Annotated in this window: 22 protein-coding genes and 1 pseudogene; 16 read left to right on the top strand and 7 right to left on the bottom strand. The window is 73.4% G+C overall.

The features are described 5' to 3' along the window. Nucleotides 1-27: 27 nt before the first annotated feature. Together meaB and FB457_RS25990 are read right to left on the bottom strand one after the other, a co-directional pair. Nucleotides 28-990: a methylmalonyl Co-A mutase-associated GTPase MeaB gene (gene meaB, locus FB457_RS25995; protein WP_047018175.1), complete on the bottom strand. Its 963-nt coding sequence runs from the start codon at nucleotides 988-990 to the stop codon at nucleotides 28-30. A 100-nt stretch (nucleotides 991-1,090) separates the two neighbouring features. Then, nucleotides 1,091-2,299, bottom strand: a complete 1,209-nt coding sequence (locus FB457_RS25990) for an acetyl-CoA C-acetyltransferase (protein WP_047018174.1) — start codon at nucleotides 2,297-2,299, stop codon at nucleotides 1,091-1,093. Nucleotides 2,300-2,431: 132 nt separating this feature from the next. Between FB457_RS25990 and mce the strand changes: the two genes are divergently transcribed. The 7 genes from mce (at nucleotide 2,432) to FB457_RS25955 (ending at nucleotide 11,675) form a co-directional block, all read left to right on the top strand. Then, a complete protein-coding gene (gene mce, locus FB457_RS25985) occupies nucleotides 2,432-2,869 on the top strand; it encodes a methylmalonyl-CoA epimerase (RefSeq protein ID WP_047018173.1) in 438 nt (145 codons plus the stop codon). Between the two features lie 163 nt (nucleotides 2,870-3,032). After that, nucleotides 3,033-6,407 carry a polarized growth protein Scy gene (gene scy / locus FB457_RS25980; protein WP_047018172.1) on the top strand — a complete coding sequence of 1,125 codons (3,375 nt, stop codon included), beginning with the start codon at nucleotides 3,033-3,035 and terminating at the stop codon, nucleotides 6,405-6,407. Between the two features lie 103 nt (nucleotides 6,408-6,510). Beyond that, nucleotides 6,511-7,446 (top strand): coiled-coil domain-containing protein, encoded by a 936-nt coding sequence (locus tag FB457_RS25975; RefSeq protein ID WP_047018171.1) that lies wholly within the window; start codon nucleotides 6,511-6,513, stop codon nucleotides 7,444-7,446. A 145-nt stretch (nucleotides 7,447-7,591) separates the two neighbouring features. After that, entirely contained in the window at nucleotides 7,592-8,602 is a 1,011-nt protein-coding gene (locus FB457_RS25970) for an ABC transporter ATP-binding protein (RefSeq protein WP_047018170.1), read from the top strand. 5 nt (nucleotides 8,603-8,607) lie between these two features. Next, on the top strand, nucleotides 8,608-9,387 hold the full coding sequence (locus tag FB457_RS25965) for an ABC transporter permease (protein WP_047018169.1): 780 nt from the start codon (nucleotides 8,608-8,610) through the stop codon (nucleotides 9,385-9,387). Nucleotides 9,388-9,537: 150 nt separating this feature from the next. Further along, on the top strand, nucleotides 9,538-10,713 hold the full coding sequence (locus FB457_RS25960) for an ABC transporter ATP-binding protein (RefSeq protein WP_047018168.1): 1,176 nt from the start codon (nucleotides 9,538-9,540) through the stop codon (nucleotides 10,711-10,713). After that, the gene (locus FB457_RS25955) at nucleotides 10,710-11,675 is read left to right on the top strand and encodes an ABC transporter permease (RefSeq protein ID WP_047018167.1); all 966 of its coding nucleotides are present in this window, start codon (nucleotides 10,710-10,712) and stop codon (nucleotides 11,673-11,675) included. The genes FB457_RS25960 and FB457_RS25955 overlap by 4 nt, the downstream gene beginning before the upstream one ends. 66 nt (nucleotides 11,676-11,741) lie before the next feature. On the opposite strand, the gene FB457_RS25950 is transcribed toward FB457_RS25955, so the two are convergent. Both FB457_RS25950 and FB457_RS25945 read right to left on the bottom strand, forming a co-directional pair. Next, entirely contained in the window at nucleotides 11,742-12,410 is a 669-nt protein-coding gene (locus FB457_RS25950) for a response regulator (protein ID WP_047018166.1), read from the bottom strand. A gap of 200 nt (nucleotides 12,411-12,610) precedes the next feature. Beyond that, the gene (locus FB457_RS25945) at nucleotides 12,611-13,882 is read right to left on the bottom strand and encodes a histidine kinase (RefSeq protein WP_145783469.1); all 1,272 of its coding nucleotides are present in this window, start codon (nucleotides 13,880-13,882) and stop codon (nucleotides 12,611-12,613) included. 167 nt (nucleotides 13,883-14,049) lie between these two features. Between FB457_RS25945 and FB457_RS25940 the strand changes: the two genes are divergently transcribed. Further along, entirely contained in the window at nucleotides 14,050-14,700 is a 651-nt protein-coding gene (locus FB457_RS25940) for a hypothetical protein (protein WP_047018164.1), read from the top strand. On the opposite strand, the gene FB457_RS25935 is transcribed toward FB457_RS25940, so the two are convergent. After that, nucleotides 14,617-15,189 carry a cob(I)yrinic acid a,c-diamide adenosyltransferase gene (locus FB457_RS25935; RefSeq protein WP_047018163.1) on the bottom strand — a complete coding sequence of 191 codons (573 nt, stop codon included), beginning with the start codon at nucleotides 15,187-15,189 and terminating at the stop codon, nucleotides 14,617-14,619. The genes FB457_RS25940 and FB457_RS25935 overlap by 84 nt on opposite strands. A gap of 82 nt (nucleotides 15,190-15,271) precedes the next feature. Between FB457_RS25935 and FB457_RS25930 the strand changes: the two are divergent. From FB457_RS25930 to FB457_RS25915, 4 genes and pseudogenes are all read left to right on the top strand, one after another. Further along, nucleotides 15,272-15,469 (top strand): annotated as a pseudogene (locus FB457_RS25930) (TetR/AcrR family transcriptional regulator); the annotation flags it as partial. Nucleotides 15,470-15,594: 125 nt separating this feature from the next. After that, the gene (locus FB457_RS25925; RefSeq protein WP_078898451.1) at nucleotides 15,595-16,449 is read left to right on the top strand and encodes a 3-hydroxyacyl-CoA dehydrogenase family protein; all 855 of its coding nucleotides are present in this window, start codon (nucleotides 15,595-15,597) and stop codon (nucleotides 16,447-16,449) included. A gap of 342 nt (nucleotides 16,450-16,791) precedes the next feature. Beyond that, nucleotides 16,792-17,076, top strand: coding sequence for an STAS domain-containing protein (locus FB457_RS25920; RefSeq protein ID WP_047020398.1), 285 nt, complete (start codon nucleotides 16,792-16,794; stop codon nucleotides 17,074-17,076). Between the two features lie 238 nt (nucleotides 17,077-17,314). Then, on the top strand, nucleotides 17,315-19,942 hold the full coding sequence (locus FB457_RS25915) for an ATP-binding protein (protein ID WP_145783468.1): 2,628 nt from the start codon (nucleotides 17,315-17,317) through the stop codon (nucleotides 19,940-19,942). Between the two features lie 112 nt (nucleotides 19,943-20,054). On the opposite strand, the gene nucS is transcribed toward FB457_RS25915, so the two are convergent. Beyond that, nucleotides 20,055-20,726, bottom strand: a complete 672-nt coding sequence (gene nucS, locus FB457_RS25910; RefSeq protein WP_047018161.1) for an endonuclease NucS — start codon at nucleotides 20,724-20,726, stop codon at nucleotides 20,055-20,057. 217 nt (nucleotides 20,727-20,943) lie between these two features. On the opposite strand from nucS, the gene FB457_RS25905 reads away from it, so the two are divergent. Continuing rightward, nucleotides 20,944-21,336, top strand: coding sequence for an SCO5389 family protein (locus FB457_RS25905; RefSeq protein ID WP_047018160.1), 393 nt, complete (start codon nucleotides 20,944-20,946; stop codon nucleotides 21,334-21,336). 63 nt (nucleotides 21,337-21,399) lie between these two features. On the opposite strand, the gene FB457_RS25900 is transcribed toward FB457_RS25905, so the two are convergent. Beyond that, nucleotides 21,400-22,431 carry an LLM class flavin-dependent oxidoreductase gene (locus FB457_RS25900; RefSeq protein WP_047018159.1) on the bottom strand — a complete coding sequence of 344 codons (1,032 nt, stop codon included), beginning with the start codon at nucleotides 22,429-22,431 and terminating at the stop codon, nucleotides 21,400-21,402. 197 nt (nucleotides 22,432-22,628) lie between these two features. Here FB457_RS25900 and FB457_RS25895 point away from each other — a divergent pair, with 197 nt between their 5' ends. The 3 genes from FB457_RS25895 to FB457_RS25885 all read left to right on the top strand — a co-directional run bounded on the left by FB457_RS25895 (nucleotide 22,629) and on the right by FB457_RS25885 (nucleotide 26,517). Then, the gene (locus tag FB457_RS25895; protein ID WP_047018158.1) at nucleotides 22,629-22,955 is read left to right on the top strand and encodes a hypothetical protein; all 327 of its coding nucleotides are present in this window, start codon (nucleotides 22,629-22,631) and stop codon (nucleotides 22,953-22,955) included. Nucleotides 22,956-23,193: 238 nt separating this feature from the next. Continuing rightward, nucleotides 23,194-24,447 (top strand): glycoside hydrolase family 18 protein, encoded by a 1,254-nt coding sequence (locus FB457_RS25890; RefSeq protein ID WP_047018157.1) that lies wholly within the window; start codon nucleotides 23,194-23,196, stop codon nucleotides 24,445-24,447. Nucleotides 24,448-24,762: 315 nt separating this feature from the next. Beyond that, nucleotides 24,763-26,517: a glycosyl hydrolase family 18 protein gene (locus tag FB457_RS25885; RefSeq protein WP_486589136.1), complete on the top strand. Its 1,755-nt coding sequence runs from the start codon at nucleotides 24,763-24,765 to the stop codon at nucleotides 26,515-26,517. Nucleotides 26,518-26,570: the final 53 nt, after the last annotated feature.

Here is a 26,570-nt window from a genome sequence, read left to right as displayed (position 1 = left end):
GTACGCGCCCCGGAGGACCCCGCGCCGTCAGCCGCCGGTGAGGCCCTCCAGCAGTTCGTCGGCGGCGGCGTACGGATCCAGCTCACCCGCGGTGATCCGCTCGGCGAGCGCCGACAGCCGCCGGTCGCCGTGCAGGTCGGCGATCCGTTCGCGCAGCGCCGTGACCGCGATCGTCTCGACCTCCCCCGCCGCCCGCCGCAGCCGGCGCGCGGCCAGCACGCCGTGCTCCTCCATCCAGGCCCGGTGCTTCTCCAGCGCCTCGACGACCTCGTCGGTGCCCTCGTCGCGGGCGGCGACGGTCTTGACGATGGGCGGGCGCCAGTCGCCGGGGGCGCGGGCCTCGCCGAGGCCGAGCATGTGGTTCAGCTCGCGGGCGGTGGCGTCGGCGCCGTCGCGGTCGGCCTTGTTGACCACGTACACGTCGCCGATCTCCAGGATCCCGGCCTTGGCCGCCTGGATGCCGTCGCCCATGCCGGGCGCCAGCAGCACCACGCAGGTGTCGGCCTGCCCGGCGATGTCCACCTCCGACTGCCCGACGCCGACCGTCTCCACCAGCACGACGTCGCAGCCGGCGGCGTCCAGCACGCGGATCGCCTGCGGCGCGGACCAGGCGAGCCCGCCGAGGTGGCCGCGGGTGGCCATGGAGCGGATGTAGACGCCGGGGTCGGAGGCGTGCACGCCCATCCGCACCCGGTCGCCGAGCAGCGCCCCGCCGGAGAACGGCGAGGAGGGGTCGACGGCCAGCACGCCGACCCGCTTGCCGCGCCTGCGGTACGCGGTGACCAGGGCGGAGGTGGACGTGGACTTGCCGACGCCGGGCGCTCCGGTGAGCCCGACGACGTAGGCGCGGCCGGCCAGCGGGGCGAGGGCGGCCATCACCTCCCGCAGGTGCGGCGACGCGCCCTCGACCAGGGTGATGAGCCGGGCGACGGCCCGCGGGCCGCCCTCGCGGGCGGCGGCCACGAGCGCGGCTACGTCTGCGGCTGGCATGTGTGATCGCTCCTTGCGTCCGTGCGGGGCCTGCTCCCCGGCCCCTCCCCTGCCCCGGTCACCGTACGGACCGGGGCCGCCGCGCCCGTGGCGCCGGGCCTCAGGCCCGCGGGACCCGCACCACCAGCGCGTCGCCCTGGCCGCCGCCGCCGCAGAGGGCGGCGGCGCCGGTGCCGCCCCCGCGGCGCTTCAGTTCGAGGGCGAGGTGGAGGACGAGCCGGGCGCCGGACATCCCGATCGGGTGACCCAGCGCGATGGCGCCGCCGTTGACGTTCACCTTTTCGGGGGTGACGCCGAGGTCCTTCATGGACTGCACGGCGACGGCGGCGAATGCCTCGTTGATCTCGATGAGGTCGAGGTCGCCGACGTCGATGCCCTCCTTCTTCAGCGCGTGCAGGATGGCGTTCGAGGGCTGGGACTGCAGGGAGTTGTCCGGGCCCGCCACGTTCCCGTGGGCGCCGATCTCGGCCAGCCAGGTCAGCCCCAGCTCCTCGGCCTTGGCGCGGCTCATGACGACCACGGCGGCGGCGCCGTCGGAGATCTGCGAGGCGGTGCCCGCGGTGATCGTGCCGTCGGGCGCGAAGGCGGGGCGCAGCTTGGCCAGGCCCTCGGCGGTGGTGTCCGGGCGGATGCCCTCGTCGGTGTCGACGACGACGGCCGCACCCCGGCGCGCTGGCAGCTCGACCGGGGTGATCTCCTCGGCGAAGATCCCGCGCTCCCGCGCGGCGGCGGCCCGCTGGTGGGAGGCGGCGGCGAAGGCGTCCTGCGGCTCGCGGGCGATGCCGAGGCGGGCGTTGTGCTTCTCGGTGGACTCGCCCATGGCGATGCCCTCGAAGGAGTCGGTGAGCCCGTCGTGCGCCATGGAGTCGAGCATCTGCAGGGCGCCGTACTTCACGCCCTCGCGGGACTTCGGCAGCACGTGCGGGGCGTTGGTCATGGACTCCTGGCCGCCGGCGACGACGATGTCGAACTCGCCGGCGCGGATGAGCTGGTCGGCCAGGGCGATGGCGTCGAGCCCGGAGAGGCAGACCTTGTTCACGGTCAGCGCGGGCACGGTCATCGGGATGCCCGCCTTCACCGCGGCCTGCCGCGCCGGGATCTGCCCGGCCCCGGCCTGGAGCACCTGCCCCATGATCACGTATTCCACCTGGTCGGCCGCGACGCCCGCACGCGCCAGGGCCGCCTCGATGGCGAAGCCGCCGAGATCCGCGCCGGAGAAGGCCCGCAGGGAGCCGAGGAGGCGCCCCATGGGGGTACGGGCGCCCGCGACGATCACGGACGTGGTGCCTGAAGTGCCGCTGCCGGTCATGCGCGTCCCCTTCGGGGAGGAGTGAATGAGGGTTAACTTCAGCGTACTGAGCGGTTCGCGCCCGGGTCACGGTCCGTTCGGTGTGACCGTGCGCACGTTGCGTAACCTTCCCGGCGGCGGTGGACTGTGCGCATGCTGACGCGCATCGACCACATCGGAATCGCCTGTCATGACCTGGACGCCACCGTCGAGTTCTACCGCGCCACCTACGGCTTCGAGGTGTTCCACACCGAGGTCAACGAGGAGCAGGGGGTCCGCGAGGCCATGTTGAAGATCAACGAGACGTCCGACGGCGGCGCCTCGTACCTGCAACTGCTCGAACCCATCCGCGAGAACTCCGCGGTCGGCAAGTGGCTGGCGAAGAACGGCGAGGGCGTCCACCACATCGCCTTCGGCACCGCGGACGTCGACGCCGACGCCGACGCCATCCGTGACAAGGGCGTTCGCGTCCTCTACGACGAGCCGCGGCGCGGCTCGATGGGCTCGCGGATCACCTTCCTGCACCCCAAGGACTGCCACGGCGTGCTGACAGAATTGGTCACTTCGGCATCGGCCCCGGGCGCACACTGACCTTTGATTCCCGTGGCCGGTAGAGTGCAGGGGGCCGCCCGCGTCCCGGGCGGCCCGATCATCTGACACCATCGATACCAGCACACGAAAAGCACACGACGCAGCACACGTCATCGCCATTGCCAGCAGGCAGAAACGACCCGGGGACGGATGGGACCGCGCAGTGCGGGGCTACGACCGCTACGAGCCTGACGCCGTCATGGACGGGCTCTCGCAGTTCGAGGCCGAGATCGAGCGGCTGAAGAAGGAGCGGGAGAAGGCCGTCCAGCACGCCGAGGACCTCGGCTACCAGGTCGAGGTGTTGCGCGCCAAGCTGCACGAGGCGCGCCGCGGACTCGGCGCCCGCACCTCCTTCGACAGCGCCTCGCACCAGGCCGAGCAGTTGCTGCGCAACGCCCAGGCCCAGGCGGACCAGTTGCGCGCCGACGTCGAGCGCGAGCTGCGCGAGGCGCGCGCCCAGGCGCAGCGGCTGCTCCAGGAGCACGCCGAGCGCCAGGCGCGGATGGAGGCGGACCTGCACGCCGAGGCGATCGCCCGGCGGCAGCGGCTGGACGAGGAGCTGGCGGAGCGCCGCACCACCGTCGAGACCCACGTCAACGAGAACGTGGCGTGGGCCGAGCAGTTGCGCTCCCGTACGGAGGCGCAGGCCCGCCGGCTCATGGACGAGACCAGGACCGAGGCGGACCGGCTCATCGCCGCCGCCCGGGCCGAGGCGCAGCGCCAGTCGGAGCAGACCCGCCAGCGGGTCGGCAGCGAGGCCGAGGCCGCCCGGGCGGAGGCCGACGACCTGCTGCGGCGCGCCCGCGCCGATGCCGAGCGGCTGCTGAGCGCCGCGTCCACCCAGGCCCAGGAGGCCACCACCCACGCCGAGCAGTTGCGCAGCTCCTCGGCCGGGGAGGCGGAGGAGGCCCGCCGGGAGGCGACCGAGGCGCAGCGCCGGGCCGAGGAGAAGCTGGCGGAGGCCGAGACCGCGCTGCGCGCCGCGCGCACCGAGGCGGACCGGCTGGTGGCGCAGGCCCAGGAGGCGGCGACCAAGAAGATCGCCGAGACCGAGGCGGGCGCGGACCAGCGGATGCGCACCACGCGCAACGAGATCGCGCGGCTGGTCGGCGAGGCCACCAAGGAGGCCGAGGCGATCAAGGCGGAGGCCGAGCAGGTGCGGGCCGACGCCCGTACCCAGGCCGAGGCCCTGATCGCGGAGGCCGAGGAGACGGCCCGTACGCGCTCCGCGGAGGACAGCGCGAACGCCATCGCCAAGGCCGCCAAGACCGCCGAGGACGTGCTCAACAAGGCGTCCAAGCAGGCCGAGGACACCACCGCGGCCGCAAGCGAGGAGGCCGACAGGATCCGCCGGGAGGCGGAGGCCGAGGCCGAGCGGCTGCGGGACGAGGCCGCGGCGGCGGCCGAGCAGCTCAAGGGCGCGGCCAAGGACGACACCGAGGAGTTCCGGGCCAAGACGGTCGAGCTGCAGGGCGAGGCGCGGCGGCTGCGGGACGAGGCCGAGCAGTTGCGCGCGGAGGCCACCGCCGAGGGCGAGCGGATCCGCGGCGAGGCCCGCAGGGACGCGGTCGCGCAGATCGAGGAGGCGGCGAAGTCCGCCGAGGAGCTGCTGGCGAAGGCCGGCACGGACGCCGAGGAGCTGCGCGAGGCCGCCACGGCCGAGGGCGAGCGGGTACGCGGCGAGGCCGCGGAGCGGGCCGCGACGCTGCGCGAGCGGGCCGAGGAGGCGCTGGCCAAGGCCCGCACCGAGGCCGACGAGCTGCGCGCCGAGGGCGAGGCGCAGGCCGCGAAGATCACCGAGGCGGCCGCGGAGGCCGCGCGGAAGTCCCGTACCGAGGCCGACGAGGCCGTCGCCGCCCGCCGGGCCGAGGTGCAGACGGAGCTGGACCGGCTCCAGCAGGAGGCTGCCGCCCGGGTCACGGCCGCCGACGAGGCGCTGGCCGCGGCCCGCGGCGAGGCGGAGCGGATCCGCCGGGAGGCCGCGGAGGAGACCGAGCGGCTGCGCGCGGAGGCCGCGGAGCGGCTGCGTACGCTCCAGCAGCAGGCGCAGGCCGAGGCGACCCGGATGCGCGAGGAGGCCGCCGCGGAGACGGCCGCGACCCGCGCCGAGGCCGAGGCCGCCGCCCAGCGGCTGCACGAGGACGCCACCGGCGAGTCCGAGCGGCTGCGCCGCGAGGCCCAGGAGGCGGCGGACCGGATCCGCTCGGAGGCGTCCGCCGCCGCCGAGCGGCTGGCGGCGGAGGCGCAGGAGGCGCTGACGGCGGCGCAGGAGGAGGCCGCGCGCCGGCGGCGCGAGGCGGAGGAGATGCTGACCGCCGCCCGGGGCGAGGCGGAGCGCGAGCGTACGCAGGCCACCCGGCAGGCCGAGGAGCTGCTGGCCTCGGCGCGCAAGCGGGTCGAGGAGGCGCAGGCCGAAGCCGCCCGGGTGACCGAGGAGTCGGAGCGCCGGGCGCGCGAGCTGGTGACCGCGGCCGAGCAGACCGCCCGGCAGGTGCGGGACTCCGTGAGCGAGTTGCGGGCGCAGGCCGACGAGGAGATCGCGGGCCTGCGGTCGGCCGCGGAGCACGCGGCTGCCACGCTGCGCCGGGAGACCAAGGAAGAGACCGACGCCGCCAAGGAGTTGGCGGAATCGACCGTCAACGACGCGCTAGCAGAAGCCGAACGCCTGCGTACCGAGGCGGAAAGGGTCCGGGACGAGTCCCGCAGCGATGCCGCGAAGCGCCGCACGGAGGCCGCGGAACAGGCCGACAAGCTGGTCGAGAAGGCGCACGAGGAGGCCACCAGGGCCACCGCGGCGGCCGAGGAGCAGGCCGACGTGATGGTCGCCGCCGCCCGCAAGGAGTCCGACCGGCTGGTGCGCGACGCCACCTCGGAGGCGAGCGGTCTGGTGGAGAAGGCCCGCGCCGACGCCGACCGGATGCTGGAGGAGGCCCGCCGGGACTCCCACGCGATCCGCGAGCGGGCCGAGGAGTTGCGTACCCGCACGGAGGCCGAGACCGACGCGCTGCACGACCGCGCCAGGCGCGAGGCCGCCGAGGCCACCAAGGCCGCGGGCGAGCGCGTCGACAAGCTCGTCGCCGCAGCTCACGAGCAGCTCAACGCGGCCGAGGCGCGTGCCCAGCAGATGCTCGCCGACGCCAAGGGCGAGGCCGGCAAGGTCCGTATCGCCGCGGTGAAGAAGGCGGAGGGACTGCTCAACGAGGCCGAGCAGAAGCAGGCGGAGGCGTTCGACGCGGCCGAGCGGACGAAGGCCGAGGCGCGCGCCGAGGCCAGGCGGATGGTCGACGAGGGCCGCCGCGAGCTGGAGTTGATCACCCGCAGACGCGAGGACATCAACGCGGAGATCTCCCGCGTGCAGGACGTCCTCGAAGCCCTGGAGTCCTTCGAGAGCCCTGGCACCGCGGGGGCGAACGGCAAGGACGCCAGAGAGGGCAAGAACAGCCAGGTCAGCAAGGGGAAGGACGGCGGCGGGAAGGCCCCCGCCGCCGCCGCGGCCCGGTCGGGGGGCAAACAGTCCGGTGGCAGACCACTCGATTGAGCGGACATTCTCCAGATCAAACCTGGATTGACGCTGTGACACGCCGTCAGCACCCCTAGGATTCCCCTTATCACCTCACTCGGTCTCTTTCGACAGGAACCCCATGAGCGACACTGCCAACCCCTTCGGTTTCGAGTTCGCAAGGCGCGGATACGACCGCGAGCAGGTGGACGAACGGATCACCAAGCTCGTAGCCGACCGCGACAGTGCCCTCTCGCGCATCACCTCTCTTGAGAAGCGGATCGAGGAGCTTCACCTCGAGACGCAGAACGCACAGGCGCAGATCGCCGACTCCGAGCCGTCGTACGCCGGCCTCGGTGCCCGGGTGGAGAAGATCCTGCGGCTCGCCGAGGAAGAGGCCAAGGACCTGCGCGAGGAGGCCCGCCGCGCCGCCGACCAGCACCGCGAGCTCGCCGAGTCGGCCGCGCAGCAGGTGCGCAACGACGCCGAGGCGTTCGCCGCCGAGCGCAAGGCGAAGGCCGAGGAGGAGGGCGCCCGGATCGTCGAGAAGGCGAAGGGCGAGGCCAGCGGGCTGCGTGCCGAGGCGCAGAAGGACGCGCAGTCGAAGCGCGAGGAGGCGGACACCCTCTTCGAGGAGACCCGCGCCAAGGCCGCCCAGGCCGCCGCGGACTTCGAGACGAACCTCGCCAAGCGCCGGGAGCAGTCCGAGCGCGACCTCGCCTCCCGTCAGGCCAAGGCCGAGAAGCGGCTCGCGGAGATCGAGCACCGCGCCGAGCAGCTCCGCCTGGAGGCCGAGAAGCTGCGTACCGACGCCGAGCGCCGTGCCCGGCAGACGGTCGAGACCGCGCAGCGCCAGTCCGAGGACATCGTGGCGGACGCGAACGCCAAGGCCGAGCGGATCCGCAGCGAGTCGGAGCGCGAGCTGGCGGCGCTCACCAACCGCCGCGACAGCATCAACGCCCAGCTCACCAACGTCCGCGAGATGCTGGCGACGCTGACCGGCGCGCAGGTCGCCGCCCAGACCGGGATGGACGACGTGGAGGACAAGCCGGGCGTGCCCGCCCAGCAGTCCCGCTGAGTCCGGTGCGGCCGGGCGGATCGCCCCGCCCGGCCGCACGGTACGTCTCCGGCGCCCTCCGCCCCACTGGCGGAGGGCGCCAATCCGGTTGTGTCGATTGCTCCCAGGAGATGCGTTCGATGACCTCGCCGCCTAGGGTTAGCGCATGATCGAACTGGAGGGGCTGACCAAGCGGTACGGCGACAAGCTCGCCGTGGACCACCTGACCTTCCAGGTGCGGCCGGGCATGATCACCGGATTCCTCGGTCCGAACGGCGCCGGCAAGTCGACGACGATGCGCATGATGCTCGACCTCGACAACCCCACGTCCGGTTCCGTGCGCATCGACGGCAAGCACTACCGCGAGCTCCAGGAGCCGCTGAAGTACATCGGCGCCCTCCTGGACGCGAAGAACATGCACGGCGGCCGCAGCGCGTACAACAACCTGCTGTGCCTGGCCCAGAGCAACCGCATCCCGGCCGCCCGGGTGAGCGAGGTGCTGGAGACCGTCGGCCTCACGGCGGTGGCGAAGAAGAAGTCCAAGGGCTTCTCGCTCGGCATGGGCCAGCGCCTCGGCATCGCGTACGCACTGCTGGGCGACCCCGAGATCCTGATGTTCGACGAGCCGGTCAACGGGCTCGACCCCGAGGGCATCCACTGGATCCGCAACCTGATGAAGAGCCTGGCCGCCCAGGGCCGCACGGTCTTCGTCTCCAGCCACCTGATGAGCGAGATGGCGCTCACCGCCGACCACCTCGTCGTCATCGGCCAGGGCAAGCTGCTCGCCGACACCTCGATGGCCGGCTTCATCCGGGAGAACTCGCGGTCGTACGTGCGCGTGCGCACCCCGCAGCCCGAGCAGTTCAAGGACGCCGCGAGCGCGGCGGGGATGACCGTGAGCCTCCGCGAGGACGGCGCGTTCGAGGTCGAGGGCGCCGACATGGCCGAGCCGGTCGGCGAGCTGGCCGCGCAGCACCGGGTGACGCTGCACGAGCTGAGCCCGCAACAGGCCTCCCTGGAGGAGGCTTTCATGCAGATGACCGCCCAGGCGGTCGAGTACCACGCGCACGATCTGAGCGACCCGGACGCCGCCGCGGCGGCCGGGGCCGCGCCCCCGGGGCCGCCCGCGCCGAACGCGCCGCCCGCACCGGGTCCGCAGTGGGGCAAGGGAGACTGACGGCCATGGCAGCACCCTCGGCAGTGCTCAAGTCGGAGTGGACCAAGATCCGCACGGTCAGCTCCACGATCTGGACGCTGGCCGCCGCGCTGGTCCTCACCGCCGCGGTGGGCGCGCTCCTCTCCGGCGTCATGAACGCCACCTTCGACGACCTCTCGGAGGCCGAGCGGCTCACCTTCGACCCGACCCTGGTGAGCTTCTTCGGCATGATGCTCGGCCAGCTCGCGATGGTCGTCTTCGGCGTGCTCGTGATCAGCACCGAGTACAGCTCCGGCATGATCAAGACCTCGCTGGCCGCGGTACCGCAGCGTGCCACGTTCTACGTCTCGAAGATCGCCGTCGCCACCCTGCTCGCCCTGATCGTCGGGCTGCTCACCAGCTTCCTCACGTTCTTCCTCGGCCAGTCCCTGCTCGGCGACCACGCGGCGTCGATCGGCGACGAGCACGTGCTGCGGGCCGTCATCGGCGCCGGCCTGTACATGGGCGTGATCGCGATGTTCTCCATGGGCGTCGCCGCGATGCTGCGCAGCACCGTGCTCTCCCTCGGCCTGCTGATGGCCTTCTTCTTCCTGATCTCCTCGATCCTTGCGGGCGTCCCGGCCACCAGGGACGTCGCGCAGTACCTGCCGGACCAGGCGGGATCGCGGGTCATGCAGGTGGTGCCCGGCGCGCTGAACAGCGACGAGACGCCGTACGGGCCGTGGGGCGGCTTCGGCATCATGTGCGCGTGGACGGCGGCTGCGCTGATCGGCGGGTACCTCGTGCTGAAGAAGCGCGACGCCTGACCCCCGGCCGTCGCCCCCTCGCCGCTCCCCCGATGCCTCTTCCGGCAGCCCGGCGGGCTGCCCGCCGGGAACCGGAGGCGTCCCGATAACCTCTTAGCCTGAGGGGGGACGGGAAGTCGCTGCGCCCCCGTGTCCGACGCAGGGGGCCACATGATCGAAGCACAGGGTCTGACGAAGACCTACGGCGGGAAGACCGCCGTCTACAACCTCTCCTTCACCGTCAAACCGGGCGTCATCACCGGCTTCGTGGGTCCCAACGGGGCGGGCAAGTCGACGACGATGCGCATGATCCTCGGGCTCGACGAGCCGAGCAGCGGCAGCGTCACCGTGGGCGGCTACCCGTACCGCAAGCTGCCCAACGCCCCCCGCCAGGTCGGCGCCCTGCTCGACGCCAAGGCGGTGCACGGCGGCCGCAGCGCCCGCAACCACCTGCGCTGCGTCGCCCAGCTCTCCGGCATCCCGCAGCGCCGCGTCGACGAGGTGCTCGACGTGGTCGGGCTGCGCGAGGTCGCGGGGCGCCGCTCCAAGGGCTTCTCGCTCGGCATGGGCCAGCGCCTCGGCATCGCCGGCGCGCTCCTCGGCGACCCGCAGATCCTCCTCTTCGACGAGCCGGTCAACGGCCTCGACCCCGAGGGCATCCTGTGGATCCGCAACCTGATGAAGCGGCTGGCGAGCGAGGGCCGCACCATCTTCGTCTCCAGCCACCTGATGAGCGAGATGGCGCTCACCGCCGACCACCTCATCGTCATCGGCCGCGGCCAGCTCATGGCCGACATGAGCGTGCGGGACTTCATCAGCACGCACTCGGCGAGCTTCGCCCGGGTCCGCGTCCCCGACCGGGAGCAGGGCCTGCGGGAGAAGCTGACCGCCCTGCTCACCGAGGAGGGGGCGCAGGTGCAGCAGGAGCAGGACGGGGCGCTGCGCGTGGGCGGGATGCCGCTGCCGCGGATCAGCGACCTGGCTCACGACGCGCGGATCCAGTTGTGGGAGCTGTCGCCGCACGAGGCGTCGCTGGAGGAGGCGTACATGCGGATGACGCAGGGCGCGGTGGACTTCCGCTCCACCGTCGACCACCGCGCCGGTCTGCAGCAGCCCGCGGGCCCGGTGCCCGCGCAGGGCTACACGCCCCCCGGCCCCGGCTACGCGCCGCCCATGGGCGCCCCCGGGATGCCGCAGGGCGGCCCCGGCATGCCGCCGCCCGGCGTGCAGCCCGGCTACGCCCCGCCCCCGCCGCAGGGGTACGCCCCGCCGCCACCCCCGGCCGCGCCGCAGGGCCCGGCCGGCGCCGCCGCTCCCGCCCCGCGCGAAGGTGAGACCCCCCGATGAGCTACCCTCCGCAGCCCTCCGCCCCCGCCCCCGGCGCGCCCCCGGTGCCCGGCGCCGCTCCCGGTCCCGTCCCCGGCGCCGCGCCGCCGGCCGGCCCGCCCCCGGGCGGCGGCTACTCCTCGCCCATCCCGATCGTCAGGACGCACCTGGGCCACGCCTTCGCCTCCGAGTGGACCAAGATCCGCTCGGTGCGCTCCACCATGTGGACGCTGGGCGTCATGCTCCTGCTCGTCGTCGGCGTCGGCTTCCTCATCGCGCTGGCGATGAGCAGCGACGAGTGGGTGGGCGCACCGCTGCTCTCCGGCGGCCTCTTCGGCCTGATGCTCGGCCAGATCTGCATCGTCACCCTCGGCGTGCTGGTGATCACCTCCGAGTACGGCACGGGCATGATCCGTACCACGCTCACCGCCTCGCCCCAGCGCTGGCGGGTGCTGGCGGCGAAGGCCGTGGTCTTCTTCGTGCTGGCCTTCGTGCTGACCACCGCGGCGTGCGCGATCACCGCGCTGGTCCACGCGGCGGTCCTCGGCGGCCAGACCGTGCCGGAGTACGAGATGAACGAGCCGATGTTCAAGGACTCGGTCTCCGACAGCGGCGAGCTGATCGCCACGAGCAGCCAGTGGTTCGACGCCACCGTGGGCGCGGCCCTGTACGTGTCGCTGCTGGGCCTGCTCGCGCTGGCCGTGGGCGCGATCCTGCGGCACTCCGCGGGCGCCATCACCACCATGGTCGGCTTCATCCTGCTGCCGCTGATCATCGCGCTCTTCATGCAGGCCGAGAGCCTGCGGGACGTCCAGCGCAAGCTGATCGAGTTCTCCCCGCTCAGCGGTCTCGCCTCGCTCTACGGCATCCCGTTCTTCGACGACGGGGACATCGGCGGCTGGGGGCTCCTCGGCCTGCTGGCCGCCGTCACCGGCGGGATGCTCCTGCTGGCGTTCGCGCTGCTGTCGAAGCGCGACGTCTGACCGCACGCGGACGGCCGGGGGCGGAGACCGTACGGGAACGGCCGTAAGGGATCCGCTTCCGGCCGCTCAGACACCCAGCTCCTGCGCCAGCACCGCCGCCTGCACCCGGCTGCGCAGCCCCAGCTTCGCCAGCAGCCGGCTGACGTGCGTCTTCACCGTGGCCTCCGCCATGTCGAGCCGGGCCGCGACGTCCGCGTTGGACATGCCCTGCCCCAGGCAGGCCAGCACCTCCCGCTCGCGCCGCGTGAGGGCGTCGAGGACCGCCGGGTCGGGGCCGTCCGGCGACGGGGCCCGCCGACCGCCCGCGAACTCGGCGATCAGCCGCCGGGTCACGGCCGGGGCGATCAGGCCCTCGCCGCGGGCGACGGTGCGTACCGCCTCCACCAGGGCGTCCGCCTCGGTGTTCTTCAGCAGGAAGCCGGCGGCGCCGGCGCGCAGCGCGCCGAAGACGTACTCGTCGAGGTCGAACGTCGTCAGCACCAGCACGTCCGCCAGCCCCTCGGCGCTGATCCGCCGGGTCGCGGCCACCCCGTCGAGCTTGGGCATCTGGATGTCCATCAGCACGACGTCCGGCCGCAGTTCGCGGGCCAGCCGCACGGCCTCCTCGCCGTCGGCGGCCTCGCCGACGACGGTGAGGCCCGCGGCGGAGCGCAGGATGAGCACGAGCCCGGCGCGTACGGCCCGCTGGTCCTCGGCGACGAGGATCCGGACGGGCGGGGCGGCGTCAGAAGCCATCCGCAAACCCCCGCCTGCGCCGCGACGCCTGGCACCGCACCTCGCCGCCTTGTCTGGATCGCCCGAATACGCCCGGCATGAGGGCGACCCTCCGCCTTGCGATGCACGGCACCAGACTCCCCCTACACCCGGGGTGCGTGGGCGGTGCCCCCTGCGGCGCCCGCCCTCCGGGCGAACGCCGGGGGTTTGCGGATGACTTCTCAGCCATGGTTCCTCCGTTGCGGTGCGGTGGTGTCCTCGCCGGTGGGCAGCCCGGCCCGCACGACCCACCGCTTGCCGGCGCCGGGTCCGGCGCCGCCGTCCTCCGGTCCGGCGGTGAACGAGCCGCCCAGCAGGGCCACGCGCTCCTCCATGCCGATCAGCCCGGCGCCCGAGCCGGGCGCCCGCGGCACGGGCCCGGCGCCCGGCCGCCCGTCCTGCTGCCGCCCCTCGCCCAGCGGGCTGGTCACCGCCACCGTCAGCGGCTCGGGCCCGGCGAGCGCGACCCGTACCTCCCCGGGGGCGGCGTGCTTGAGCGCGTTCGTCAGCGACTCCTGCACGATGCGGTACGCGGCCAGCTCCACCGGCGCGGGCAGCGGCGCACCCGGGTCGCGGGCGTCGTCGAGGGCGAAGCCGAGGCCGCTGGCGGCGCCGTTGACGCGGGCCTGCTCCACCAGCGCGGCCAGCCCGGCCAGCGTCGGGGCCGCCGCCGGCGCGGCATCCGCGCCGCCGGCGTCGGAGGCGGCGCGCAGCAGGCCGATGAGGCGGCGCATCTCCGCCAGCCCTTGCACGCTGTTCTCGCGGATGACGGACAGCGCCTCCCGGGACGCCGTCCGGTCGTCGATGGACTGGGCGGCGGTGGCGTGGATGGCGATGGCGGAGAGGTGGTTGGCCACCATGTCGTGGAGCTCGCGGGCCATCCGGGCGCGCTCGGCGCCGACGGCCTCGCGCCGGTCCAGCTCCGCGAGCAGCGCGGTCTGCTGCGCCCGCAGCCGGGCGGCGTCGGCGGCCTGGCGGTGCGAGCGTACGGCGACGCCGGTGGTGGCGGGGGCGAGCGTGATGAGGCCGACGGCGACGCCGATGAGGATCGCGGCCCGGTCCTGGAAGACGGCCAGCACGACGATGGTCGAGACCACGGTGAGCCCGGCGGAGGCCCGCGGGATCCAGCGGGCCGCGGTCGCGGTGCCGTAGAGCACGCCCGCGTACATCAGGTCCGTGAACATCAGGATGGTGGCCAGCGTGCCCCACGTGAACTGGTCGGCGACGACGGCGACGAGCGCGATGCCCAGCGCGGTCACCGGCCGGCTCCGGCGCAGCAGTTCCGCGCCGCACATGACGGCGAGCGGGATCAGCGTGAGCCGCGAGTCGTGGAACGGCCGCCCGCCCTGGGTGTGCAGCCCGAGCGCCCACAGCGCCACCCCGCCGAGCAGGCCGGCGACCGCGATGAGTACGTCGTCGCGGTGCGGCCGGAGCGAGGGGCGTGCGCTGGTCACTCCCCCATCAAACACGGCCGGGGCCCCGGCGGCCTCCGTATCGCGGGCGGCTTCGGGCGGGCGGGGGCTACATCGAAGGATGCAGTCCGGGATCGTCGCGTACGACGACGTGCCCGCGCGCGGCGGGCGGGAGCCTGGAAGGGAGGACGGGGAAGGGAGAGCACACCGTGGTCGTCACGCTCATCATCGTCTGCGAGGTCGCCTTCTGGGTGCTGCTCGCGGCCGGGCTCGCGCTGCGTTATCTCGTGCGGAAGCCGCGGCTGGGCGCCGCCGTGCTGCTGTGCGAGCCGCTCCTGGAGGTCGTGCTGCTGGTCGTCACGGCGATCGACCTGAAGAACGGCGCGGAGCCGGACTGGAAGCACGGTCTCGCCGCGGTGTACATCGGCTTCTCCGTCGCGCTCGGCCCGTCGACGATCCGCTGGGTCGACGCCCGCTTCGCGCACCGCTTCGCGGGCGGGCCGCCGCCGGTGAAGCCGCCGAGGTACGGGATGGCGCGGGCGCGGCACGAGTGGTCGGTCGCCGTCCGCTGGATCCTGGCGAGCGGCATCGCGATCGCGCTGCTGCAGGGCGCCGTCTGGTACGTGGGCGACGACGGCGGAACCGAGTCGCTGCGGGCGTGGCAGATGCGGATGCTCTTCGTCATCGGCATCAACCTGGTCATCGCCGTGAGCTACACGGTCTTCCCCAAGCAGCGTCCCGCGGGCGCGGTGGAGCCGGAGGACGGGCGGGACGGCTCAGCGTTCGCCGCCGGGCACCCACAGCACGTCCCCGACCGCCTTGTTGGCGGTGCGCGCAAGGATGAAGAGCAGATCCGATAGCCGGTTGAGGTACGTGGCCGTCAGCGGGTTCATGGTCTCGCCGTGGACCTCCAGGGCGGCCCACGTCGACCGCTCGGCCCGGCGCACCACCGTGCACGCCTGGTGCAGCAGCGCCGCGCCCGGGGTGCCGCCGGGGAGGATGAAGCTGCGCAGCTTCTCCAGACCGGCGAGGAAGCGGTCGCAGTCGGCCTCCAGCCGGTCGACGTACTCCTGCTCGACCCGCAGCGGCGGGAACTCCGGGTCGGGCCGCACGGGCGTGGAGAGGTCGGCGCCGACGTCGAAGAGGTCGTTCTGCACCCGGGTGAGGACGCGGGCGACCTCCTCGGACAGCCCGCCGAGCGCGAGGGCGGTGCCGATGACGGCGTTGGCCTCGTTGGCGTCGGCGTACGCGGAGATCCGCGGGTCGGTCTTGGGCACCCGGCTCATGTCGCCGAGGGCGGTGGTGCCCTTGTCTCCGGTACGGGTGTAGATCCGCGTGAGGTTGACCATGCGCCCAGCGTATGCCCGCGGCCCTGCGCCCCGGCGGAGCGGAACCCGCGTGTGCCCAGCGTCACCGCCCCGGAGGCGCGACGCGGACGACCCGCTCCCCGAGCTGATCGCCGGTCAGCTCTCCTGGGCCGACAACACGCTCCATGCCCTCATCCGCCGCGAGATGACCGCCGGCCGCGACCCGGCGGCCGTCTCGCGCGACGCGCTCGGCCTGCTGGACGAGATGAAGGAGCTGTTGGGCGAAAAGGTGCTCAACTACGCACGCAGGACCGGAGACTGAGCCCCGCACGTGTGATGTCCGTCATCTGAGACGTGACGCGCATCTCTAAGCGCTCCGCGAACGGGCCGGGAGCGCTAGTGTCCGCTTCAGAGCACGTGAACGAGCCGTATAGCGAGGGAACCACCGTGGAATCCGCCGGAAAGCTCGCCGTCGTCGGAGCCGGACTCATGGGGTCCGGTATCGCCCAGGTCGCCGCCCAGGCCGGCTGGCACGTCGTGCTGCGCGACCTCACCGACGAGGCGCTGGCGCGCGGCACCGACGGCATCAAGGGCTCGTACGAGAAGTTCGTCGCGAAGGGCAAGCTGGACGCGGCCACCGCCGAGGAGGCGCTCGCCCGGATCACCACGACCACCGACCTCGACGCCGCCGCCGACGCGGACATCGTGGTCGAGGCGGTCTTCGAACGGCTCGACGTCAAGCAGGACATCTTCCGCACGCTCGACGGCCTGGTACGCGACGACGCGGTGCTCGCCTCCAACACCTCCGCGATCCCCCTCACCAAGATCGCGGCGGTGACCGCCCGCCCCGAACGCGTCGTCGGCACGCACTTCTTCTCTCCGGTCCCCATGATGGGGCTCTGCGAGCTGGTACGGGGCCTGAAGACCAGCGACGACACCCTCGCCCGCGCCCGGGCCTTCGCCGAATCCACCGGCAAGACCTGCATCGTCGCCAACCGCGACGTGGCCGGCTTCGTGACCACGCGGCTGATCACCGCGCTCGTCGTCGAGGCCGTCAAGCTCTACGAGTCGGGTGTCGCCACCGCGGAGGACATCGACGTCGCCTGCCGGCTCGGCTTCGGCCACGCCATGGGCCCGCTCGCCACCGCCGACCTGACCGGCGTCGACATCCTGCTGCACGCCGCCGAGAACATCTACACCGAGACCCAGGACGAGAAGTTCGCGCCGCCGGAGCTGATGCGCCGCATGGTCGACGCCGGCGACATCGGCCGCAAGAGCGGCCGCGGCTTCTACGAGCACTGACCCCGGGCCGTCCGCCGCCCACGGCCGCCCGGTGCGGCCGTGGGTAGGTACCGGCGTCCCCCGCAGGGGTGAAATCGGTACGGATACCCGTACAGACGGCAACCCGGCACCGTCCGGGACAGTCATATCCATAGAGGAGCCGGCACGGACTCGGCATCACGACGCATCACCACAACGAGAACCCGCAGACGGGGAGCGCACATGTTTGAGGCGGAGGGCCGCGACAGCGCCCCGCCCTACCACCACCCGGCCCGCCATCGTGCGGGCCCCGCACGCAGGACCGCCCGCCGCCCCGTCCGGGACGGCGCCCCGGACGGCACGGGCGCAGGGGCGCCCGCGTACATCAAAGGGGACTGCGCGGAACTGACCGTCGGGGGCTGCCTCGACGTGCGCAGCGCGGCCGACGCCCGGGTCGCCCTCCACCGCGCCGTCGACGAGGGCCGCGGCGACCTGGTCCTCGACCTCACCGACCTGGACTCCTGGGACGCCACCGGGCTCGGTGTCATCATGGGGGCACACCGCAGGGCGGGACGGGCCGATCGCCGGCTCGTGCTGCGCGGGGTGCCCCCGCAGATGCAGCGGCTGCTGGTGGCCACGCGACTCCACCGCATCCTCACGATTCAGTGAACAAACGGCGTCGTCGGGCCGTCCCCCCTCGGAGATCGCCCGGCGGAGGTCATAGGGTTTCCGGGCCGGGGAGCGGCACGGCGCAGGACGGCGGGCAGGGGGCTTCGCGATGGACCCGAACACGGGCCATGGACAGGACGACACACCCGAGGGCATATCTCCGCCCGCGGGCGCTTCCCCGGGTTCGTACCCCGGCGAGCCGGCGCACACGCACCCCGATCCGGAAGAACCGGGGGCCATGTACCCGGAAGACGACCGCGGCGCGGGCGGGTTCGGGGACGACGGCACGGGGGCGTTCCCCGGCGAGGAGCCGGTGCGGCCGTACGCCGACGAGGCGCTCCGCCCCTACGTCGGGGAACCCGACGCGGCGGCCGGGCCGGACGGCCCGCCCGCCGGCTCCGCCCCCGGCTCCTTCCCCGGCCCGCACCCCGGCTCCGGCGGCAGGGCCGCCGGGCGCGGGCGGCCGGGCGACGGCCTCACCCCCGCCGCCGGCGCCCGCCCGGGACCGGCCCGTACGGCCCGTGTCATCGCGGGCGAGTACCGGCTCACGGTCAACCCCGTCGACGGCACCCACGCCGAGCTGTGCCCTCCTGCGGAGCGCCCGGGGCCGCCGCGCCGGATGACCCCGGAGGAGCGCGCCGCGCACCGCCGGCCGCCGTCGCCGCCGCCGGGCCCCGCGGGGCCGCAACTGCCGCTGCTGGAGCGCGACGAGATCCGCGAGCGGCTGGTGCGCCTGCTCTCCCGCGGCCGGTCCGTCCGCCTCACCGGTCCCCCGGGCTCCGGCCGCACCGTGCTGCTCGAGGCCGTCGCCGCCGACTGCGCCGAGCTGGCGCCGGACGGCGTCATCCGGCTGAACGGCCGCGGCCGCACCCCCACCGATCTGCGGTACGAACTCTGCGCCGCCGTCTACGAGCTGACCGGCCGGCGGCCCGGCCCCGGCCAACTGGCCGAGCTGCTGCCGCAGATCGGCGCGGTCGTGGTGCTCGACGACGCCGAGTTCGGCGGCACCGCGCTCGAAGAGCTGCTGGACGCCACCCCCGAGTGCGCGTACCTGATCGCCGTCACCCCCGACGTGACCGGCCCGACGGCCGCCTCGTACCTCGAAGAGGTCGCGCTGCCGGGCCTCGGCCGGGCCGCCTGCATGCAGTTGCTGGAGCGCGCCGGGCGGCTGCCGCTCGGTGACGAGGAGCGCACCTGGGCGGCGGACCTGTGGTTCGAGTCCGAGGGGCTGCCGCTGCGGTTCGTCCAGGCCGGCGCGGTGCTGCGGCTCGCCGGTCCGGGCGCGGGCGAGCCGCTGCCGACGCTGGCCGAGAGCGCCGCGCCGGCCGCGCTGCTGGCGTCGCGGCTCAGCGACGCGGCCCGTACCGCGCTGCGCTTCGCCGTGGCGCTGGGCGGCGTCTTCCCGCACCACGCGCAGTTGCCCGCGCTCGCCGGCGAGGCGCTGGCCGACACCGCGCTCGCCGAACTCGCCGGCTGCGGTCTGGTCTCCGGCGGCCTCGGCCGCTACCGGCTGGCCGCGGGCGTCTCCGCCCAGTTGACCGCCGCGGGCTACGACCGGCCCGCCGAGGGCGGCCAGGACCCGGCGCTCACCGCCGCGCAGCACTACGCCTGGTGGTCCGCGCACCGCTCGGTGACCCCCGAGACGGTCGCCGACGACGCGGACGCCATCCTCGCCGCGCTCGGCGGCCTCGTCGCCGACCGGGAGGGTGCCACCGCCTCCACCGCGGTGCTGCTCGCACGCGCCGCCGCACCCGCGTTCGCCGCGGCGCTGCGCTGGAGCGCCTGGGAGCGGGCGCTGCGGTACGGGCAGGAGGCCGCCCGGCGCGCGGGCGAGGTCGCGGCGGAGGCGTACTTCCACCACGAGCTGGGCGTGCTGGCGCTCTGCACGGGCAACACCGCCCGGGCGCGGGCCGAGTTGGAGGCGGCGCTCGCGCTGCGCGGGGCGATCTCCGACCGCGGCGGCGAGATCGCCAGCAGGCGGGCGCTCGCGCTGGTCACGGACGGTGCCGGCAGCGAGGCCGTGACGGCGGCGCTGCCGGTGGTGCCGGCCGGCACCGGCCCCGTACCGGAGGGGGCGGCGGCGTTCGACGAGCCGGGCGCGGGCGCCGAGCGGCCCACCGCGCTCATCTCCCCGTCCTCCGGGGGTACGGAGACGACCGTGACGCCCACGGTCCGCGGGCCCGGCGCCGAGGCGGCGTCCGCGTCCAAGCGCAACCTGATCGCGGCGGGCGCGGGTGCGCTGCTCGTCGCGGTGCTCGGCACGGTGGTCACCCTGGGGATGGCGGGCGGCGACGACCCGCCCGCCGACCGGGTCGAGGTGGAGCGCTCGGCCGCCGCGGACGACGACGGGCTGCCCACCGAGGAGCCGTCCCGCGGCCCGTCCTCGGAGTCGGCGCCGCCGTCGCCGGAGTCATCGGCTCCGGAGCCGTCGGAGGCGTGGACGGACCCGGGCGACGAGACGAGCAGCGCGCCGCCGCAGAGCCCGTCGAGCAGTTCGCCGGGCACGCCGTCGGACAGCGGCTCGTCGTCGGACGGCGGGTCCTCGAAGGGCGGTTCGTCGAACGGCGGCGGTACGGACACGGGCGGCGCCGGCGGCACGCAGAACGGCGGCACGACGACCGACGGCGGTACGGCCCAGGACGGCGGCACGACCGACGACGGGGGCACCACCGACGACGGCGGGACGACGACCGACGACGGGGGCACGACGGACAACGGCGGAACGACCGACGACGGCGGGACCACGGACGACGGCGGCACGACGACGGACGACGGCGGCACGACGCCCCAGGGCGGCACCACCACCGGCACCGACTCGGCGGCCTCCGGCGAAGCGGCCGGCGCCCCGCCCGGCAAGACGGCCTGACACCCCCACGACGGCCCCGTACGCCCGCAGCCCGGCGGGTCCGGTACGCCAACGGCCCCGTACCGCCCGCGAAGCCGTACGGGGCCGCCGGCGGGCGCGGCGGGCGCCCGCGTCAGAAGAGCTTCAGCTTGCCGTCGTCCGTGCCGCGCAGCGCGTCGTAGTCCAGCACCGCGCACTCGATCCCGCGGTCCGCCGCCAGCACCCGCGCCTGCGGCTTGATCTCCTGCGCCGCGAACACCCCCCGCACCGGCGCCAGCAGCGGGTCGCGGTTGAGCAGGTCCAGATAGCGGGTGAGTTGCTCCACCCCGTCGATCTCGCCGCGGCGCTTGATCTCCACCGCGACGGTCGTCCCCTTCTCGTCGCGGCCCAGGATGTCCACGGGGCCGATCGCCGTGGGGTACTCGCGCCGGATGAGGGTCCAGCCCTCGCCCAGTGCCTCCATGCGGTCCGCGAGCAGTTCCTGGAGGTGCGCCTCCACCCCGTCCTTGACCAGGCCCGGGTCGACGCCCAGCTCGTGGGACGAGTCGTGGAGCAACTCCTCGATCGTAATGATCAGTTTTTCGCCTGCCTTGTTCTCGACCGTCCACACAGCGACACCGTCCTGTTCACCTTCTTTCAGAGTGCACGGCGGTGACATCCAGTTGAGGGGCTTGTACGCACGGTCGTCGGCATGGACCGAGACACTGCCGTCGGCTTTGACCAGGATCAGCCGGGGCGCGGAGGCGAGGTGGGCGGTGAGCCGCCCGGCGTAGTCGACGGAGCAGCGGGCGATGACGAGGCGCATGGCGCACCACGCTACTCGACTCCCGGCGCACCCAGCGATCTGACCCCTGATGCACCTTTCGGCAATGGCCAGTTGTGTACGCGTTCTTGTGGTGGAGCGGCATCCTCCGCCCTACGGTGGAAGCAGGCGGTCGCCATATGGACACCGAGAGTGGTGATCGCCTTATCTGTCCGGTCAGGCCCCGCCCGAACCCCGCGGGGCTGCGAGAGGAGAATCCATGTCGCTGGACGTCCCACCTGCTCTGCTCGATCAAGCTGAGCGGGGCGAGGTCGACGAACGCGAGTTTGTCGACTGCGTCCGGACCTCGCTCCCCTATGCCTGGGACATGATCAGTTCCCTGGTGGCACAACTCAAGGTCGACGGCGGAAACTTCGCCGACAACCAGGTACCGCCCCCGGACGAGCACGCCCGCGGCCAGCTCCTGCGCGCGCTCGCCAGCAATGCGATACGGGGGGCGCTGGAGCGCCACTTCGGCGTCCGGCTCGCTTTCCAGAACTGTCATCGCGTGGCGGTCTTCCCCCTGGAAGCCTCGGCAGAGGAGCCCCTGACCCGCTTCACCTCCGTGCGGGCGCAGTTGCTCAACCAGTCACCGGAGCTGCGTGACTGCTGACGGGCCCCAGGACACCCCCCGCGCTGCCGCTCCCCACGCCGTCCGCTCGCGCCGCCCCACCGGTCAGCGAGCGAGGAGCGGCAGCACCTCCGCACCGATACGCCGTACGTTCCGCTCGGTGGCGCCCAGCTCCCCCGAACCCTCGACGAGCAGCGCGAAGCGCGTGATGCCGGTACGTTCCGCGGTCGCCGCCAGCCGGTCGGCGCAGAGCCGTGGCGGGCCCACCGGGTGCAGCGCGCACAGCAGTTCCGTGTACGCCTCCGGATCGCGCATCGGGCGCCTTCTGCCGTCCACCGTCTCCATCGCCCCCACGCCGCTGCGGAAGGCCCCCGGCAGGGCCGTGCGCAGCAGCTTCGCCGCGTCCTCGGGGGTGTCGTCGACCTGGGCGACGCCGGCCGAGACGTGGCCCGCCGCGTCGATCGCCTCCGGGCTCATCCCGGCCTCCCGCGCGGTGCGCCGCCACAGCCGCACCATCTCCGCCTTCTCCTCGTCGCCGCAGTGCATCCCGAGCAGCATCGGCAGCCCGCGGCCCGCGGCGAGCCGGACGGTGCCGGGCGAGGTGCAGGCGACGAGCACCGGTACGTCCCCCGCGCCGTGCAGCGCCTCCGCCGGCCGGGGCACGACGGCGACCTCGCGGAACGCGTAGCGGTCGCCGCCGGCCCCGACCCGCGGTTCGCGCAGCCAGCGCAGCAGCAGGTCCAGCGACTCGGGGAAGTCGCTCTCGTACGCCGCCAGCCCGGTGCCGAAGACCTCCAGGTCCACCCACGGCCCGCCGCGCCCGACGCCGAGGACGAAGCGCCCCTGCGCGGCATGGTGCAGCAGCGCGGCCTGCTCGCCGAGGGCGACGGGGTGCTGGGTGGGCAGCACGCTGACGGCGGTGCCGACGCTGATACGGCTGGTGCGGCCGAGGAGCAGCGCGGCGAGGGTGACGGCCGAGGGGCAGGTGCCGTACGGGATGAAGTGGTGCTCGGCGAGCCAGACGGAGTCGAGACCCGCCTCCTCCGCCGCGACGCCCGTCCGCACGGCGCGGTGCAGGGCGTCGCCCTGTCCCTGGCCGGGGAACTGGGCGCCGAGCACGAACGAGCCGATGTGCATCCTGCCCCCTGTGTACCGATGGCGCTGTCGTGCGCGGGGTACCGGCGGCCCGTCACCTGCGGCGACGGGGGCAACCCCGAAGTCGTCTTCATTGTTGGCGATCGAGGGGTGAATCGTCATTCTTTGTGCCCAGGGCTGGACTTCGCGCCCTTACCCTGGTAGGGATCTCCTTCACGACGATCTTCCGAGGTGCCGACGTGTCCCCCCGCCGGAACAAGCCGCGCTCCCGCGGCGCCGCCCGTCCGTCCGCGGACGACGACCTCGCCGGCCGCATCGGCACGCCCGACGCGGCGGACTACGGGGGCGAGGAGTACCTCGTCCGCCGCGTCGCCGGCTCCGCGACCGACAAGAGCTACCGCTGCCCGGGCTGCGACCAGGAGATCCGCCCCGGCACGCCGCATGTGGTGGCCTGGCCCGAGCACCGCGGCGCGGACCTGCGCCGGCACTGGCACACGGCCTGCTGGAACGCGCGCGACCGCCGCGGCACCCGGCCGCAGCGCTCTCGGAACGCCCCGCGCCACTGACAGCCCGCACCACCGGCACCACCCGGCGCACCGCGCCACTGACACCCACTCCCACCTGCCCGTACGGCACCGGTCGCGGCGGACCGCGCAAACTCCCCGTGGTCCAGACCTATTGACGATTGGTGCAGACCTTCCCTACGCTCCCCCCTCACTGCGGTGAGCATGACATTCACATGCCCACCGGGCGACGCAGGTCCCACCCCCACACGTATCCGGACCTAGCTCGAGGAGCACGCCCTTGAGATCCCCCCACGTACGCACCCGCACGCGCGTCATCGGCATCCTGCTGACCCTGGCGCTCTCGATTCCGCTCACCGTGCTGGCCACCCTGGCGCCGTCGAGCAGCGCCGGCGCCGCGACGACCCCCGCGGGCCCCAGGGCCGCCGGCGTGAAGATGGGTTACTTCACCGAGTGGGGCGTCTACGACCGCAACTACCACGTGAAGAACATGGACACCTCCGGCACGGCGGAGAAGATCAACACCATCAACTACGCCTTCGGCAACGTCCAGGGCGGCCGCTGCACCATGGGCGACTCCTTCGCGGCCACGGAGAAGAGCTACACCGCCGACCAGAGCGTCGACGGCGTGGCCGACACCTGGGACCAGCCCCTGCGCGGCAACTTCAACCAGTTGCTCAAGCTGAAGAAGAAGCACCCGCACATCAAGATCCTCTGGTCCTTCGGCGGCTGGACCTGGTCGGGCGGCTTCACCCAGGCCATGGAGAACCCCGCCGCCTTCGCGCAGTCCTGCTACGACCTGGTCAACGACCCGCGCTGGCAGGGCCTCTTCGACGGCATCGACCTGGACTGGGAGTACCCCAACGCCTGCGGGCTGAGCTGTGACAGCAGCGGCCCCGCGGTGATGAAGGACATGATGCAGGCGTTCCGCGCGAAGTTCGGCGACCAGCTCGTGACGGCGGCCGTGACCGCCGACGCCTCCGAGGGCGGGAAGATCGAGGCGGCCGACTACGCCGGCGCGGCCCAGTACGTCGACTGGTACAACGTCATGACGTACGACTTCTTCGGCGCCTGGGACGCCCAGGGCCCCACCGCCCCGCACTCGCCCCTCACCTCGTACGACGGCGTCCCGAAGCAGGGCTTCGACTCCACCGCGGCGATCGAGAAGTTCAGGGCCGCCGGCGTCCCGGCGAACAAGCTGCTGCTGGGCATCGGCTTCTACGGCCGCGGCTGGACCGGCGTGACCCAGGCCGAGCCCGGCGGCACCGCGACAGGACCCGCACCCGGCAGGTACGAGCAGGGCATCGACGACTACAAGGAGCTGAAGGGCAAGTGCCCCGCCACCGGCACCGTCGCCGGCACCGCGTACGCCCACTGCGGCAACCAGTGGTGGAGCTACGACACCCCGCAGACCATCGGCGGGAAGATGTCCTACGCCAAGGAGCAGGGCCTCGGCGGCGCGTTCATCTGGGAACTCAGCGGTGACACCGCCAACGGCGAGCTGATGTCCGCCGTCAACAGCGGCCTCGGCTGAGGCCGTTCGGCCGGCCGCCGCGCCGGCCGGAGCCCGGGACGGTGGTGTCGCCCCCACCGACCCGGGCTTCTTCCATTTGGTCCAGACCTCTTGACCGCATTGGTATGTACCAATAACCTCCCTGGCGAGTGAGTGTCATGGCATGAACAAGTACCCGGCTCATGTACGACGGGCGGCCGTACGCGCGGACGCGCCGCCCGCACCTGACGGAACGGCACTCGACGAGGGAGACACACCTTGAGATCCCCCACCGGCAGTCGCCTGCTGAGACGCGCCACGGCCATCGTGGCCGCCGTGGCCATCCCGCTCGCCGCCATGGTCGGACTCGCCAGCCCCGCCCAGGCGGCAGGAGCGACCGCGACGTACCAGAAGGCATCGGACTGGGGCACCGGCTTCGAGGGCAGGTGGACGGTGAAGAACACCGGCACCGCGCCCCTCAGCTCCTGGTCCATTTCCTGGGACTTCCCCGCCGGCACCAGCGTCACGTCCGCCTGGGACGCGGACGTCACCAACACCGGCACCCGCTGGACCGCCAAGAACAAGTCGTACAACGGCAGCCTCGCCCCCGGCGCCAGCCTCACCTTCGGCTTCAACGGCTCCGGCAGCGGCGGCGGCAACGTCACCGACTGCACCCTGAACGGCGACCCCTGCGACGGCGGCGGCATCCCCGGCGACGGCGCGCCCTCGGCTCCCGGCACGCCCAGCGCCGGGAACATCACCGACACCTCCATCGCGCTGAGCTGGACGGCGGCCACCGACGACAAGGGGATCAAGAACTACGACGTGTACCGCGGCAGCACCAAGGTCGCCACGGTCACCGGCACCACGTACACGGACACCGGCCTGAGCGCCGGCACCCCGTACACCTACAGCGTCCGCGCCCGCGACACCGCGGACCAGGTCGGCCCCGCCAGCGGCTCGCGGACCGTCACCACGACGGGCGGCGGCGGCCCCGGCGGCGGCAAGATCAAGATGGGGTACTTCACCGAGTGGGGCGTCTACCAGCGCAACTACCACGCGAAGAACCTCGACATCTCCGGCACGGCGCAGAAGATCAACACCATCAACTACGCCTTCGGCAACGTCCAGAACGGCCGCTGCACCATGGGCGACTCCTACGCCGCGATCGAGAAGGCGTACGGCGCCGGCGAGAGCGTCGACGGCGTGGCCGACACCTGGGACCAGCCCCTGCGCGGCAACTTCAACCAGCTCCTCAAGCTGAAGAAGAAGCACCCGCACATCAAGATCCTCTGGTCCTTCGGCGGCTGGACCTGGTCCGGCGGCTTCACCCAGGCCATGCAGAACCCCGCCGCCTTCGCCCAGTCCTGCTACGACCTCGTGTACGACCCGCGCTGGCAGGGCCTCTTCGACGGCATCGACCTGGACTGGGAGTACCCCAACGCCTGCGGTCTCACCTGTGACAGCAGCGGCCCGGCCGTCATGAAGAACATGATGCAGGCGTTCCGCGCGACGTTCGGCAACAAGCTCGTCACCGCCGCCATCACGGCCGACGCCTCCAGCGGCGGGAAGATCGACAAGGCCGACTACGCCGGTGCCGCCCAGTACGTCGACTGGTACAACGTCATGACGTACGACTTCTTCGGCGCCTGGGACGCCCAGGGCCCCACCGCCCCGCACTCGCCCCTCACCTCGTACAACGGCATCCCGATCGCCGCGTTCCACTCCGACGCCGCGATCCAGAAGCTGAAGGGCATGGGCATCCCGCCGGCCAAGCTGCTGCTCGGCGTCGGCTTCTACGGCCGCGGCTGGACCGGCGTGACGCAGAGCGCGCCCGGCGGCAGCGCGACGGGACCCGCACCCGGCAAGTACGAGCAGGGCATCGACGACTACAAGGAGCTGAAAGGCAGGTGCCCGGCCACCGGAACGGTCGCGGGCACGGCGTACGCCCACTGCGGCAACCAGTGGTGGAGCTACGACACCCCGGCGACACTCACCGCCAAGATGACCTACGCCAAGAACCAGAACCTCGGCGGCGCGTTCATCTGGGAACTCAGCGGTGACACCGCCAACGGCGAGCTGATGACCGCGGTCCACAACGGTCTCGGCTAGGGCCCCAGACGGCCTGAGCCCGGGGTGTCCGGCGTGCGCTCGCCTCCCCGCCC

The sequence above is a fragment of the Streptomyces sp. CNZ287 genome (assembly GCF_007827615.1).
This window is presented reverse-complemented; position numbering and strand designations above follow the sequence as displayed.